This window comes from Flavobacterium sp. Root420 (assembly GCF_001427905.1).
Classification (GTDB): Bacteria; Bacteroidota; Bacteroidia; order Flavobacteriales; family Flavobacteriaceae; genus Flavobacterium.
In genome coordinates, this window is record NZ_LMEF01000015.1 from 13,291 (window position 1) to 27,098 (window position 13,808).

Annotated in this window: 15 protein-coding genes; 3 read left to right on the top strand and 12 right to left on the bottom strand. The window is 32.8% G+C overall.

Translation table 11 applies throughout. The annotated features are described in order from the left end of the window. The first annotated feature begins 104 nt into the window (after window positions 1-104). Together ASC72_RS10990 and ASC72_RS10995 are read left to right on the top strand one after the other, a co-directional pair. Entirely contained in the window at window positions 105-2,369 is a 2,265-nt protein-coding gene (locus ASC72_RS10990; RefSeq protein WP_056190772.1) for an aconitate hydratase, read from the top strand. A 348-nt stretch (window positions 2,370-2,717) separates the two neighbouring features. Further along, window positions 2,718-3,857 (top strand): C40 family peptidase, encoded by a 1,140-nt coding sequence (locus tag ASC72_RS10995; protein ID WP_056190745.1) that lies wholly within the window; start codon window positions 2,718-2,720, stop codon window positions 3,855-3,857. Here ASC72_RS10995 and ASC72_RS11000 read toward each other — a convergent pair. The 10 genes from ASC72_RS11000 to ASC72_RS11045 all read right to left on the bottom strand — a co-directional run bounded on the left by ASC72_RS11000 (window position 3,854) and on the right by ASC72_RS11045 (window position 10,528). Continuing rightward, window positions 3,854-4,249, bottom strand: a complete 396-nt coding sequence (locus ASC72_RS11000; RefSeq protein WP_056190746.1) for a response regulator — start codon at window positions 4,247-4,249, stop codon at window positions 3,854-3,856. The two genes, ASC72_RS10995 and ASC72_RS11000, sit on opposite strands and share 4 nt — an antisense overlap. Continuing rightward, the gene (locus tag ASC72_RS11005) at window positions 4,239-5,663 is read right to left on the bottom strand and encodes a HAMP domain-containing sensor histidine kinase (protein WP_056190747.1); all 1,425 of its coding nucleotides are present in this window, start codon (window positions 5,661-5,663) and stop codon (window positions 4,239-4,241) included. The genes ASC72_RS11000 and ASC72_RS11005 overlap by 11 nt, the downstream gene beginning before the upstream one ends. Window positions 5,664-6,143: 480 nt before the next feature. After that, complete coding sequence (locus ASC72_RS11010; protein WP_056190748.1) at window positions 6,144-6,665, bottom strand: hypothetical protein; 522 nt, start codon at window positions 6,663-6,665, stop codon at window positions 6,144-6,146. 70 nt (window positions 6,666-6,735) lie between these two features. After that, a complete protein-coding gene (locus ASC72_RS11015) occupies window positions 6,736-7,260 on the bottom strand; it encodes a hypothetical protein (RefSeq protein WP_056190749.1) in 525 nt (174 codons plus the stop codon). 85 nt (window positions 7,261-7,345) lie between these two features. Continuing rightward, entirely contained in the window at window positions 7,346-7,684 is a 339-nt protein-coding gene (locus ASC72_RS11020) for a hypothetical protein (protein WP_056190750.1), read from the bottom strand. A gap of 209 nt (window positions 7,685-7,893) precedes the next feature. Next, window positions 7,894-8,313 (bottom strand): lipocalin family protein, encoded by a 420-nt coding sequence (locus tag ASC72_RS11025; RefSeq protein ID WP_056190751.1) that lies wholly within the window; start codon window positions 8,311-8,313, stop codon window positions 7,894-7,896. A gap of 25 nt (window positions 8,314-8,338) precedes the next feature. Next, window positions 8,339-8,587, bottom strand: coding sequence for a hypothetical protein (locus ASC72_RS11030; RefSeq protein WP_056190752.1), 249 nt, complete (start codon window positions 8,585-8,587; stop codon window positions 8,339-8,341). 256 nt (window positions 8,588-8,843) lie between these two features. After that, window positions 8,844-9,503, bottom strand: coding sequence for a potassium channel family protein (locus ASC72_RS11035; protein ID WP_056190753.1), 660 nt, complete (start codon window positions 9,501-9,503; stop codon window positions 8,844-8,846). A gap of 224 nt (window positions 9,504-9,727) precedes the next feature. Then, on the bottom strand, window positions 9,728-9,955 hold the full coding sequence (locus tag ASC72_RS11040) for a hypothetical protein (RefSeq protein ID WP_056190754.1): 228 nt from the start codon (window positions 9,953-9,955) through the stop codon (window positions 9,728-9,730). Between the two features lie 192 nt (window positions 9,956-10,147). Continuing rightward, window positions 10,148-10,528 carry a hypothetical protein gene (locus ASC72_RS11045; protein WP_056190755.1) on the bottom strand — a complete coding sequence of 127 codons (381 nt, stop codon included), beginning with the start codon at window positions 10,526-10,528 and terminating at the stop codon, window positions 10,148-10,150. Between the two features lie 293 nt (window positions 10,529-10,821). Here ASC72_RS11045 and ASC72_RS11050 point away from each other — a divergent pair, with 293 nt between their 5' ends. Then, the gene (locus ASC72_RS11050; RefSeq protein WP_056190773.1) at window positions 10,822-12,240 is read left to right on the top strand and encodes an APC family permease; all 1,419 of its coding nucleotides are present in this window, start codon (window positions 10,822-10,824) and stop codon (window positions 12,238-12,240) included. A gap of 313 nt (window positions 12,241-12,553) precedes the next feature. Here the strand turns inward: ASC72_RS11050 and ASC72_RS11055 are convergent, their stop codons facing one another. Further along, window positions 12,554-13,015: a DUF1810 domain-containing protein gene (locus ASC72_RS11055; RefSeq protein ID WP_056190756.1), complete on the bottom strand. Its 462-nt coding sequence runs from the start codon at window positions 13,013-13,015 to the stop codon at window positions 12,554-12,556. A 156-nt stretch (window positions 13,016-13,171) separates the two neighbouring features. After that, complete coding sequence (locus ASC72_RS11060; protein ID WP_056190774.1) at window positions 13,172-13,798, bottom strand: alpha-ketoglutarate-dependent dioxygenase AlkB; 627 nt, start codon at window positions 13,796-13,798, stop codon at window positions 13,172-13,174. Window positions 13,799-13,808 lie beyond the last annotated feature (10 nt).

Consider the following 13,808-nt stretch of genomic DNA (forward strand, 5'->3'; position numbering starts at 1 on the left):
AAGCCCGAGTTATTCTCGGGCTTTTTCTTTTCTGGCTCCTCAATTATTTGTAACTTGTCATGTTCAAAAATAAAACAAAAACAAAAACAAAAACAATTATACTTATGGCTTTTGATATTGAAATGATTAAAAAAGTGTATGAGAACATGCCAGGCCGTGTTGACAAAGCACGCGAGATTGTTGGTCGTCCACTTACTTTAACGGAGAAAATTTTGTACAATCACCTTTGGGATGGGAATCCAACGAAGGCATTTGGAAGAGGAGTTGATTATGTTGATTTTGCACCGGATCGTGTAGCCTGTCAGGATGCAACTGCTCAAATGGCATTATTACAATTTATGCACGCTGGAAAGAAGACAGTTGCTGTTCCGACCACAGTTCACTGTGATCACCTGATTCAGGCAAAAGTAGATGCTGCAACCGATTTGGCCCGTGCAAAAACACAAAGTAACGAAGTTTTCGATTTCTTATCGTCAGTTTCTAATAAATACGGAATTGGTTTCTGGAAGCCAGGAGCTGGAATTATCCATCAGGTAGTCCTTGAAAATTATGCATTTCCAGGCGGAATGATGATTGGTACCGATTCTCACACTGTAAATGCAGGTGGTTTAGGAATGGTTGCTATTGGTGTTGGTGGGGCCGATGCCGTAGACGTTATGTCTGGTATGGCTTGGGAACTTAAATTTCCTAAATTAATTGGAGTGAAATTAACTGGTAAATTATCAGGATGGACTGCTCCTAAAGATGTTATTCTTAAAGTTGCCGGTATTCTTACTGTAAAAGGCGGTACTGGTGCTATTGTTGAATATTTTGGCGAAGGTGCAACTTCTATGTCTTGTACGGGTAAAGGTACTATTTGTAATATGGGAGCTGAAATTGGAGCTACAACTTCAACTTTTGGTTATGATGCTTCTATGGGGCGTTACCTGCGTTCTACAAACAGAGCAGATGTTGCTGATGCTGCAGACAAAGTAGCTTCTTATTTAACAGGAGATCCGGAAGTTTACGCTAATCCGGAAAAATATTTTGATCAGGTTATCGAAATCAACTTAACTGAATTAGAACCCCACTTAAACGGACCTTTTACACCAGATTTAGCTACTCCAATTTCTAAAATGAAAGAAGAAGCAATCAAAAATAACTGGCCATTACAAATTCAGGTAGGTTTAATAGGTTCTTGTACCAACTCTTCTTACGAAGATATTTCTCGTGCAGCTTCTTTGGCCAGACAAGTAAGTGCTAAAAACTTAAAAACTAAATCTCAGTTTACCATTACTCCGGGTTCAGAGGTTGTTCGTTATACAATTGAAAGAGATGGTTTTATCGATACTTTCGAAAAAATTGGGGCTACTGTTTTTGCTAATGCCTGCGGACCATGTATTGGTATGTGGGATAGAGATGGAGCAGAGAAAGAAGAAAGAAACACCATTGTTCACTCTTTCAACCGTAACTTCTCAAAACGTGCAGATGGTAACCCAAATACTTTAGCCTTCGTAGGTTCTCCGGAATTGGTAACCGCTATGGCAATTGCAGGTGATTTAGGGTTCAATCCATTAACAGATACTTTAATCAACGAAGATGGAGAAGAAGTAAGGCTTGAGGCTCCAACAGGAGACGAATTGCCCCCAAAAGGATTCGATGTTAAAGATCCGGGATTCCAGGTTCCGGCTGAAGATGGGTCAGGAGTTCAGGTTGTTGTTAGTCCAACATCTGAGCGTTTGCAATTATTAGCTCCCTTTGATGCCTGGGATGGTAAAAATATTACAGGTGCCAAATTGCTAATCAAAGCATTCGGAAAATGTACTACAGACCACATTTCTATGGCTGGACCGTGGTTGCGTTTCCGCGGACATTTAGATAATATTTCTAACAATATGTTAATTGGTGCTGTAAATGCATTCAACCAAAAAACAAACTCGGTTAAAAATCAATTAACCGGAGATTACGATGCAGTTCCTGCCGTAGCCCGCGCATACAAAGCAGCTGGAATTCCATCTATTGTTGTGGGAGATCACAATTATGGTGAAGGTTCATCTCGTGAGCATGCTGCGATGGAACCACGTTTCTTAGGAGTTAAAGCGGTATTAGTGAAATCTTTTGCCCGCATACACGAAACAAACCTTAAAAAACAAGGTCTTTTAGGATTAACTTTCGCTAACGAGGCTGATTACGATAAAATTCAGGAAAACGATACTATTAACTTTACTGATTTAACTGAGTTTACTCCGGGAAAACCATTAACATTACAGTTTCTTCATGCAGATGGTACTAAAGATATTATTTTAGCAAACCATACTTACAACGCTGGTCAAATTGGCTGGTTTGTTGCTGGATCTGCATTAAACCTAATTGCTGCCGGAAAAGCTTAATTCTTAAGATTCAATTTAAAACGTCCTGTGAAAACAGGGCGTTTTTTTGTTTGCAGCTAATCCTGTTATCTCTTCTATTTCTCGTGTGCCCATCGGAACAAAGAATGTTCGTTCTTACTGGAGCTTGGGGTACTCAAGTTTTAAATTGAATTCCGTAACTACCTGTAAAATATTGTTTTGCTATTGAGTTAATTTTTAATTTGACTATTTAAGTGAAATTAGTTGTTAAAAAATGTGCTTTTTTTACTTTAAAAAGTTAAATTCGCCTACCCCCAAAACATAATTCGTTTTTTTAAGTTTGAAATAAGAAGATTAAGCTTAAGAGAACGAAGATTAAATAGAATAAAAATGGTTTTTAGATTAATAATAGTATTGTTTTTTTTTAGTGTTGGTGTCTTTTCTCAGGAAAAATATATCAAACATAAAATCTCAAAAGGAGAAAATCTAACTGTAATTGCTAAAAAATATGGAGTAAAAGCCAAGGATATTTCAAAAGCAAATCCAAATGCTCCTAAAATTTTAAAATTAAATTCAATTTTATTAATACCGGATAACAACCAAATTTCTGAAAGTAAACTTCCGGAAACCGTTGCAAATAATACTCCGGGTTTACATGAAGTTCAGGCCAAAGAGACTCTTTGGGGAATATCAAAAAAATACAACGTCTCGGTTGATGATTTAAAAAAGGCAAATCCATCATTAGAAACAGAAGGATTGAAAATTGGTCAGCAAATCAATATTCCGTCAAATTCAATAGCAGTCTCAGAAAAACCAATAGATGATCTTAAGATTGTAACCGATGTTGAAGTTGTAGTTGAGGTTCAGCCCAAAGAAACGAAATACGCCATTGCAAAAAGATACGGATTAACAGTTGCAGAATTAGAGAAACAAAATCCATTTATTAAAGGAAAATTACCTGTTGGATATGTTTTAAAGATTCGTACTTCAAAAGAAAAAGCAGATGCTGCTCAGGTATTAGCACAACCAATAAATACTGTAGTAAAAGATTCTTTGTCAACCCCTAAAAATGTTCAGATCGCCGAGAATTCGGAAATCAAAAAAGATTCCTCAACAATTATAAGAGTTAGTAATCATTCGGATTTAATTAATCAACTGGTGATGAATGCTACTGAAAATATTGGGGTCAGATATCGATCTGGCGGAACTACAAAAGCTGGTTTTGATTGTTCCGGTTTAATGATTTGTACTTTTAGTAATTTTGATATTAAATTGCCAAGAAGTTCTATCGAACAATCAAGAATCGGTGTAAAAGTTAATTCAGATGAAGCACAAAAAGGGGATTTAATCTTCTTTAGAACCAATGGAAGACGCCACATTAACCATGTAGGAATGGTAATTGAAGCGGTCGATGGAGAAATTAAATTTGTTCATTCTTCAACTCATGGAGGTGTTATGATTTCCTCAACTAAAGAGCCATATTATGAAAGGGCTTTTTCACAAGTAAATCGCGTTTTAGAAAAGATTTAGGCATTCAGATAAATTTTATTTCTAAATGCTTCAATAGGGAAAGGTTTGCCTAAAAAATCAGTAACATAGATACTTTCGCTAATTTCCTTAATTTCATCACAATCTAACGTCGAAGAAAGTACGTAGATTTGATTGCTTTTTTTTAGTTCGCTATCTAGTTTGGCGTAAGCCTTCAAAAATTCAAAACCATTCATAACAGGCATTTGTACATCGAGAATAATAATAATCGATGGATAAAGTTTGCCATTGGTCTGAAGCCACTCAATGCCTTCTTTGCCATTGTTGGTTATATGAACTTCATCTATGCAAAGCACTTTTTTAAGTAACTGTTTGATGACAAGCTGATCTATAAGGTTATCTTCAATTAATAGAAATACATTTTTAACTGGCATAGGCGTAGGGGATTGTTACAATAAATTTACTTCCAATATTACTTTGTGAGCTTACCGAAATGTTTCCTTTAATATTTTCTACTGCTTCTTTGACTATATAAAGACCTAATCCTGATCCTTTGTTTTTGTTTGTTCCAAAATACATTTGAAAGATATTGTCTTTGTACTCGTCATGGATACCAATTCCGTTATCAGCCACTTCAATTTTATTAAAACCGTCTATGAAATAGGTTTTAATTGAAATACACATTTCTTGTTTATTATTGTCGGCATATTTTATGGCATTTGAGATTAAATTAGAAATGATAATTTTTAATCGTAAGTTATCACTATGAATTTTATCTACTAATAACTCTTTGGTGAACGTAATTTGGTTTGCATTTTCAATATGCATAAGTTGTGAAATAGCCTCGTCAAATAATTCCTGTAGGCTTACGGATTCCATAACTACCTCTTTCCGCTTATTTTTAGAATAATCTATAATATCACTAATAAAGCGATCTTGTTTAGTAAGACTTTGATGCATTAAATTCAGATACTTTTTGATCTGATTTGGATCATCTTCTAGTTGTGTTATTTCTATAAGTCCTTTTAATGAAGTAATAGGAGATCGTAAATCATGCGATGCGCTATAAACAAAGTGATCAAGTTCGTGATTAACAAGTGTTAAGTTTTCATTTTTGGCTTCAATTTCCTTTTTAGAAACAATAAGACGTTTTACCATTATGGAATAATACAAGCAAACACTACAGACAATGATTAAGATGAAAAAAATATTCGTTATAATGAGTAAGCTTTTTATTTTGCGTGTCCCTTCGCCTAATGTATTCGAAAAATTACGTTCATTAATAGTCAGTTTATCACTAATTGTACTTATGTCTTTTAGGAATTGTTCGCGATTATCACTTGTTAATATGTCCTTTTTAATTTTGGTATTAATTTGTTGACCAATAATAAACAATTGAAAAATCAATTTGTCACCTTGTTCCCATTCATGAATGGCTTTTGCTAAAAAGGGAACTTCTTTAAAATTTTCAAAAAGCCATATAATATCATCTAAATCCTCTTCATGATTTCGCCCTATCAGCAATCCTTTTCTGGCCACTTCATTATCTCCTGCTTTTAAAAGTGTTATTCTTGCAATTCCATCACCTTGTGGAACTTTTAATTCTTGTAAGTATAATTTCCATTGATTTGGGTCTTTAGTGTAGAGGTAAGTAATTAAATGCCTTGAAGCATCTTTTTGACCTTTAGAATAATGCGATTCTCCATTTACGTAAGCTCTGTTTGCAGATAGGGTTTTGATAGTGAAAAAATTGATACATATTAATAAAGCACAAGAAACAAATACAATCAATAAAAGAATGAAAACATTCGCACAGCGTAATTTCTTAAAAAAATGGAGCTTAAGCATAGTTTCGAATTTATTGGTTAGTAATTCGGTTTCCTGGATTCTGATGAATATCTAAGGATTTTTTACGTTGCAATAATCGATTGGGGTTGATTATTTGAAAAAAAAATAAACAATTGTTAACGAAATGTAGGCAATTTATAACTTTTGACATCTCTTTCAAATTTAATAAAAAAGAATTGATTTTGATTAAATAGCACGAATTTTCTTTTAAGTTTAATTTTATTATTTTTTTTAATTAGTTGAAAATAAGATATTTATTGTTTTTATTTTTATTGAATTTAAAAAAAATACGATAATCAAAAGACTGAGTTAAAAACAATGTGAAGAAAAAGGACACTAAAAAAGATCCTAATTTTGTTTAACTATTGAATAGATGAAAATTGATAAGAGTAAAAGTAAAAAAAGATCGTTCTGTTTATAAAAGAACGATCTTTTTTGAAATGTGAAATTGAAGCTTAAATTATTTGTAAACTTATACTTCTAAGAATCTGCAGAAAGATTCTGATTTTCTAACTTTCTGTTGTTGATGAATTCACGGATATTAATAATAAATCCTGCTAACATAATGAGGCCTAATACGCCCCAAAAAATTCCCCAATACAGATTTCCGGTTGCATTATTTTTATCTTTTTCCGCCTTTAAGTCACTTTGCGGATTAAACGTATTAAAGTTTGGGTTTTCCTTTAAATAAAAAACTTTTGTTTGACTGCCTTTAGGTAATTTATTGAATGTTTTTTTGCCTTCATAATGTTGATTGCCGACTTCAAAAGAATAATCAAAATCATATGTTTTTATTGGTAGTCCAGCTATTTTTATGGTGCTTTCTTTGTAAATTGGACTAAATGTTGCCGTCGTAAAGATATTTTCTGAAATGATTTTTTGATAATTGCTAATAACTTTATGGTCGCCCCCTTTAATATAATCGTTAGTACAGGTTTGGCAAAATACAAGACATAATGCAATCATACCGAGCTGAACAAGCTTTTCAAAAACTTTTTTCATGTTTTGGGTTTTAATTTTGAGTTGTTTAAATGATAAAATACAGTAACGTTCTGTAGCTATGTTTGCGTAATTATTTTGGCAAATATTGGCTGGGATCTTCGTTATCAAATTTATTGGTTACAATTCCTTCTTTAACAAAACTTAATTTAGGCTCAGCATCAGTTTTTTTAAATTGAGAATTCGAAATTGCCGAATTTTTAATTTTAAATAGTGTAATGCTAAAATATACTAAACACGCAATTCCTATGAGAATCAAAAAGATGTTGAGGTAAAGTTCAGTTCCTTGTTTGTCTAAAGTTTGAGCTAACATAACGAGAGCAAATAATGGAAATATGATTCCCCAATATTCCATATTAATCCAAAACAGACCGTGATTACTTTTGAAATTTATTTCTTTACCAGTCTCTTTATCAATAAATATCTTTAAAGTTTTATTCCATTTAATTCCGAAAGTATAGCTGAAAATTGCAGCAATATAAAGCGGAATAACGAAACTTTGGGTGATATATGTTTCGGATAAAATGGGGATAAATAAAAAAATAGAGATAAATAAAATTAGAAGCGAGAGAAATCCTCTTCCTGACCAAACTATCATAATTGTTTAATTAAAATTAGATTGCCTACTACTTTTAACGTCTATTTCGGCTTATTTTGACTATGTGTTTTAGATTACGTTACTATTATGAATTGGCATTAATTAGTCCTTTAAAGAACTGAATTCCGCCAAATAAAATAGCTCCCCAAAAAATAAAGCCAATGTCAGCAATAGTTAAAATTGTACCGCCACAAAACCACAATGCACCGTACACCATATCTTTTCTGGCTTTTTCGTGTTTTGCTTCTTGTATTTGAATTTCTACGTTTTCTACTATCAGTCCCGCAATATCACTGCTTAATCCTTGTTCTACAAGTCGGGCTTTAGTTTCGTAGGCCGATTTGTTTTCATTTAAAAGTAAATTCGCTGCGAAACTGTAATGATGACTTGAGACGTCTTGCGATTGTACATTGGTGGTTTCCATAATGTTTTCGGTTGGTTAAGTTTTTATAGTTTTTTTGATTTTCAAATATAAATAGTTGAAATTGTATAATGTTACGGGAAGACGTAAAGTGTTAAAATTTTATTTTTAGACTGAATTTCAGCCTTTGTTTATGTGCTTTTTGAGCATAAAAAAACTGCAATTTTTTTAGATTTGCAGCTTGTTGTCAGTAATTTTGAAGTAAATCTTGCTTATTTTATTTTTATAAATTTATATTCACAACCTTCAAAGCATAATAAATTAATAGGTGACAAATGCATTTTTCCATTTTCTATTTTATAATTTTCAATGAAAGTTCCAGCCGGTTTTTCTCTCATAATAGTAAAGCCGGGACATCCGTAAATCATGGTTAAAGTTGCATTTTCCAGTTTATAAGTTCCATTTGTGCATGCTGAAAATTGCGTTGAAGTAAAAGTTCCGTCGCTTTTAAATGTATGAGTATAGCCATTTTTCACAGAAGTCCATTTTGTTGCCATTCCTCCTTCTCCCACTAAACTTTCAGCTAATTTCCAAGTCCCCACTATTCCTGTATCTTTGGGTTTAGTTTCTTTATCATTATTACAGCTTATTTGAGATATTAAAATGACTAGTAAAAGTATTATCTTTTTCATGTTTGCTTTTTTAGTTTGTTAGTTTTTACTCTATTCTTTCGAATCCGCTACCAATTCCGTCGTGATAATTATCATCAATTGAAAGTTTATTATCGTCTTGAACTGTAATTATACCTTTTGTCACAAAATATCCAGCTTTCGGGTTTTCGCCTATATCACATGTTATATATTTTTCCATTTCTCCAGAATAAATAGCTTCTTTCATGGTGATTTCGTATTTTCCAGTCACAACTTCTACACTATTTTTAAGTATAGAAAAGGTATTGTTATTCATTAGATTCAACTGGTAGGTGTTTCCTGTTGAGGCCGGTGTGTCACGAATATGGAAAGCAAAACCTCCATGGGTTCCGGTTCAGTTCCATTTTCCAACAAAACCTGAATTTCTGGACTTATCATCCGTATCAGAACTACAAGAAATAAGACTAAATGCAATAATTAGTAGTGTAATAAATTTTCTCATAATTATTGGTTTTATTATAAGATGAAGAAATTTTGAATTGGTTGCGTTGGGCTATGTAAGTTATGATTAATTAATTCTTATTCTCTGCAACAAACCAAGAAGCAACATAGGCTGTAAATGTGCCAAATAATCCAACACCGGCAGTCATTAAAACAGCAGCAATAATTCTTCCTTCTGTAGTTACTGGAAATTTATCTCCATAGCCGACGGTAGTAATTGTAACATAAGCCCACCAAATTGCATCTTCGGCGGTTTTTATATTACTATTTGAGGCATTTTCAACTTGAAGAATTCCAATTGCAGAGAAAATAACAAGTAGAATTGCAATAATTGATATTGAAGTGAATGCACCTTTTGCTTTGTTTGCAAAAACATGGTCGACAATATTTTTTGTTGTTTTAAACGCTCTGACGATTCTTATTAACCTAATAAGACGCAACAAACGTCCAGCCCGAAGAGCATTAATCATAGGAATACAAGAAATTAAATCGATCCATCCCCAATGCATAAATTTTAATTTGTTTTCTGCATTTTTAAGACGAATGCAAAACTCAATAAAAAAAAATATACAAATAACTTGGTCAATGTAATTCAGAAGATTAGAAGTTTCTGATGGAAGAATATAAACGGAATCAATTATTAATGCTCCAAGTACATAAATTGATAGGATTAAAACTAGAAGATTTAGTAGACTAAGTTCGTTGGGAATAGATTCTTGGTGATTTGTCATTTTTAAAGTATGGGAATTAAAGATATTTAGGTGTACGTTTTCGATTTTTTATAAAATATAATCTTGTATTTACTTATTTAGTGCTCAAATGTAAATATCTAATCATTGATAAATTTATGGTAAACCGTAAAACTGAATTAATATTTGGTATATCTCATGACCGGGATCTTTATAAGGTATAGACACGGTATTCCTTTAATCAGCGATGTAAGTAAAAGATATAGCTAATCTATTTTCTTAGCATATTTCTTTTTAATGTTTGTACTGATATAAGTACTTAATCCCTGTCCTTTAATTGCTAATTTTTTCATTCGCTCCACATGTGATGAACCGGGAATTTGATAATTGTATAAATAACTTCCATCGTTTATAAATTGGACAATAATAAAATCTGAACCTATTTCATAAGATTGAACTCCCGAATCACCATTCCTGTTTTTATATTTTTCCATTTCGAATCAATGTTGAGGATTATTTTATTGATTACGTGTAACTTATCTGAAATATAATAATTTTATGGAAACTAATAAACAAAATTAATATCCAAGGTTTTTTATGAGAGCAAAGTTTCGGGACAACTGATGTACAAGACTAAAAAAGCTGTACAATCTAAAATCTGCTTTCTGCAATCTAAAATATTGCTTTTAAAACTTTTTAAAGATGTAACTTTCTATAACAAAAGGTAAAACAATGATTGCAATTAATATAAACAAAGAATAAAAGTTATCAATTTTATATTTTGGGAATTTTCCAAATTCAGGTTCTCTATTGAATATTTTAAAGTAAATATTTCTTGTAATTTTTTGAAGAATTAGAAAAATAAAAAGCATTTGTGAACCAAAATAACTGAGACTTCTCATTTCATTATTAGAGTTATCTTCAATTAGTACTCCTGCAATGATCAATAAAATTGAGATTGAAATCCAAATTATAAATATTTTTTTCTGGTTTAATTTTTTTATTTGAAATCCCACAATAAATAAAGGAATTATAAAAATTATATATAGTAAAACATCAATAGTCATCTTTTTTATTTGGAATTTAAATTACTGCTAAAGTGTAAAATATCAGTTTGAATTAACAGTTTCGTCTTATAAAACCTGTATCCGCATGAGGGATAGAGGCGGTATCCTTTTACCAGCGAAGCAAAGTAAAAGATATAGCCGAAAGCCCGACCCGCCTTTTTCGGCGGGACATGCACAAATTATTATATTAAAGGTTTTTGTTTTTAATTGGAATTAGGAATTTCAAAATTTGGAATTTGAAATCACGAGATTTCCAAAAAAAGTATATCTTTAGCCAACCCAAAACCAAAAAAATGCAAGAAAACGAACAAGACCAGGAACATTTTAAAAGAGAACTCGGATTACTAGATGGAACCATGCTTGTTGTGGGTTCTATGATTGGCTCCGGGATATTTATCGTAAGTGCCGATATCGCCAGACAAGTAGGATCTGCCGGCTGGCTGACGTTAATTTGGCTTATCTCCGGATTAATTACTATTATTGCGGCCGTGAGTTATGGCGAGTTGAGTGCCATGTTTCCAAAAGCTGGTGGACAATACGTTTACCTTAAAGAAGCTTACAATAAACTGATTGCCTTTTTGTATGGCTGGAGCTTTTTTGCTGTAATTCAAACCGGAACAATCGCTGCCGTTGGTGTGGCTTTCTCAAAGTTTGCCGCCTATATATATGAACCATTAAGCGACGAAAATATATTATTTGTATTGGGGGCTTTTAAACTCAACGCTGCACAATTAGTTTCGATTTTTACCATTATTTTATTGACTTACATTAACAGTCGTGGAGTGAAAAACGGAAAAATTCTGCAAACCGTTTTAACGATTATCAAAATTTTATCATTATTAGGTTTAATCGTTTTCGGATTAACACTTGCTGCAAAAGCTTCAGTTTGGGATGCCAATTGGGCAGATGCCTGGACAACACGTTCGTATAATGCTGAAACTGGTTCGTGGATTCCAATTAGTGGAACAGCTTTGATTACCGGAATTTCGGCTGCGATGGTTGGATCCTTATTTTCAAGTGATGCCTGGAACGGTGTAACTTTTATTGCTGGTGAAATTAAAAACCCAAAGCGTAATGTTGGTTTCAGTTTGTTTTTAGGAACTTTTATTGTGACTATAATTTATGTTTTAACCAATTTGATGTATTTGGCTGTAATTCCACTTGACGAAATTGCAACAGCAAAATCTGATAGAGTAGCGGTTGTAGCTTCACAATATATTTTTGGAAATATCGGAACATTGATTATAGCAGTCATGATTATGATATCGACTTTTGCCTGCAATAACGGATTAATCATGGCCGGTGCAAGAGTATATTATACAATGGCTAAAGATGGTTTGTTCTTCAAAAAAGCAGCTGTATTAAATGAATCCAGTGTTCCTGCATGGGCACTTTGGGCACAATGTATTTGGGCGTCGGCTCTATGTTTGACAGGGAAATATGGTGATTTATTAGACTTCGTAATCATCATCGTACTGATTTTTTATATTTTAACGATCTACGGAATCTTCATTTTGCGTAAAAAAATGCCAGATGTAGAAAGACCTTATAAAGCTTTTGGATATCCATTTTTACCAATGTTGTATATCATTATTGCATCGGCAGTTTCTATTTCATTGTTATGGACTAAATTCTCAACTTGTGGTTGGGGAGTGTTGATTATGCTAACAGGAATTCCGGTTTATTACTTAACGAAACCAAAGGAGAATTAGAAAAAAGGTGCTAAGGTTCTGAGATTCTAAGTTACTAAGATTTTAATATAGAAAAGCGCCTTGTGATTAGCAAGGCGCTTTTCTGTATAAATCTGCTCAATCTACAGAATCTGCGTGAGAAATAATCGCGCAAAAGGCGCAAAGTTTTTTTAAGCTTTGCGACTTTGCGGCTTTGCGAGCAAAAAAACTCCAGCGAACTTTGCGTAAAACCTTTGCGTTCCTTGCGGTTACATTCACGACATTTTAAAAAAAAAGACACTGCTTATTTCTAACAGTGTCTTTTGATTTAAATAATCCAGAAACATTTTTGTGATTATACCACTTCAGTTTCAGTAGATGATTTTATAGTTGAATTAATAATGTTTAAAGTAAGAGGATCTGTTTCTCCAGAGAAAAAAGCATCTAATATTTCCTGAAATACAGGATTAGTATTTTCTACCAAAGAAAAAAGTGTCATTGAAGAACGCAATTTACGGGCATCTAAATCACCTAAAATTCCATCAGCTGATTTTCTTTTAAAAGTCAAAAACAGTTCAGAAATTTCGATAAGATGTTTTCCTAAAATAGGATGTTCTAAAAATTCAGTAGCTTCTTTAATATCGGTAATCGCATAAAGATTTGCAGTATCACTACTCCCTAATCCTTTAATCTGAGGAAAAATGAACCACATCCAGTGTGTCTCTTTTTTTCCTTTTTTGATTTCAGAAAAAGCAGTAAGATAGAGTTTATTTTGCGCATCTAAGAAACGCGATAAATCATTGTTTGTGTAAGCCATTATGGTATTAATAATTAAAAAAGGGTTGCAAAAGTACTAAAAAAGATAAGGTCTGCCTAATAAAAGGTTCACGCAATGAGTAATTTAACTTTTCTCGACAGAATTTTCTTCGTGGTTATCAAATGATAAATAATGTTATTTTCAGTCCTTTATAAATCATAAATTTCGAAGGGTTTGTCTAAAAGTTAAATTAATTCTTGGCAAAACATCTCGCGCCGTTTTCGGAACCTGATGCTGCCAAAAACTATTTGTTGTTCCGGCCATTAACAAAAAAGAACCATGATGCAGCGGAATTTCGACTTGCGGAATTTCTTTACTGAATTTATGACGAAGTCTGAACATTCTGGTTTCTCCAAAAGTCACCGAAGCAATAACAGGGTTTGGCCCCGTATTGTGCTCTTTATCGCTGTGCCAGCCTACACCGTCATTTCCATCTCGGTATAAATTAAGAAGTACAGTATTAAAATCAAGCTGCGTTTCTTTTTCTACACGACCTCTAATGGTGAGTAATTCATAATTCCAGTCAGGTCCGTTTGGATCTGCTCCGGGATTATCTTTGTCTTCATACCAGGCAATCATTCGGGGAACAGTATATATTTTATCATAAATTTCCATTTCATATTCTCTCCATTTCGTCTTACGAAGCAGTCTTTCATAAAAACGATCAGACTCTTCTTTCGTGAAGAAATTATCAATCAAAATCAATTCAGAATCAGGAATGTCAAATACTTTTTTTCCTGCCAAACCAGTTGCAAATAATTCGGTGTCGTTAAATAAGGTCATTTTTTCTCCT

Bases quoted from the DNA above. Each gene is read 5' to 3' on its own strand.
- ASC72_RS11005 (WP_056190747.1), bottom strand. From the start codon at position 5,663: ATGCTTAAGCTCCATTTTTTTAAGAAATTACGCTGTGCGAATGTTTTC.
- ASC72_RS11025 (WP_056190751.1), bottom strand. From the start codon at position 8,313: ATGAAAAAGATAATACTTTTACTAGTCATTTTAATATCTCAAATAAGC.
- ASC72_RS11060 (WP_056190774.1), bottom strand. From the start codon at position 13,798: ATGACCTTATTTAACGACACCGAATTATTTGCAACTGGTTTGGCAGGA.
- ASC72_RS11000 (WP_056190746.1), bottom strand. From the start codon at position 4,249: ATGCCAGTTAAAAATGTATTTCTATTAATTGAAGATAACCTTATAGAT.
- ASC72_RS11035 (WP_056190753.1), bottom strand. From the start codon at position 9,503: ATGACAAATCACCAAGAATCTATTCCCAACGAACTTAGTCTACTAAAT.
- ASC72_RS10990 (WP_056190772.1), top strand. From the start codon at position 105: ATGGCTTTTGATATTGAAATGATTAAAAAAGTGTATGAGAACATGCCA.
- ASC72_RS11015 (WP_056190749.1), bottom strand. From the start codon at position 7,260: ATGATAGTTTGGTCAGGAAGAGGATTTCTCTCGCTTCTAATTTTATTT.
- ASC72_RS10995 (WP_056190745.1), top strand. From the start codon at position 2,718: ATGGTTTTTAGATTAATAATAGTATTGTTTTTTTTTAGTGTTGGTGTC.
- ASC72_RS11055 (WP_056190756.1), bottom strand. From the start codon at position 13,015: ATGGCTTACACAAACAATGATTTATCGCGTTTCTTAGATGCGCAAAAT.
- ASC72_RS11020 (WP_056190750.1), bottom strand. From the start codon at position 7,684: ATGGAAACCACCAATGTACAATCGCAAGACGTCTCAAGTCATCATTAC.
- ASC72_RS11045 (WP_056190755.1), bottom strand. From the start codon at position 10,528: ATGACTATTGATGTTTTACTATATATAATTTTTATAATTCCTTTATTT.
- ASC72_RS11010 (WP_056190748.1), bottom strand. From the start codon at position 6,665: ATGAAAAAAGTTTTTGAAAAGCTTGTTCAGCTCGGTATGATTGCATTA.
- ASC72_RS11030 (WP_056190752.1), bottom strand. From the start codon at position 8,587: ATGAATAACAATACCTTTTCTATACTTAAAAATAGTGTAGAAGTTGTG.
- ASC72_RS11050 (WP_056190773.1), top strand. From the start codon at position 10,822: ATGCAAGAAAACGAACAAGACCAGGAACATTTTAAAAGAGAACTCGGA.
- ASC72_RS11040 (WP_056190754.1), bottom strand. From the start codon at position 9,955: ATGGAAAAATATAAAAACAGGAATGGTGATTCGGGAGTTCAATCTTAT.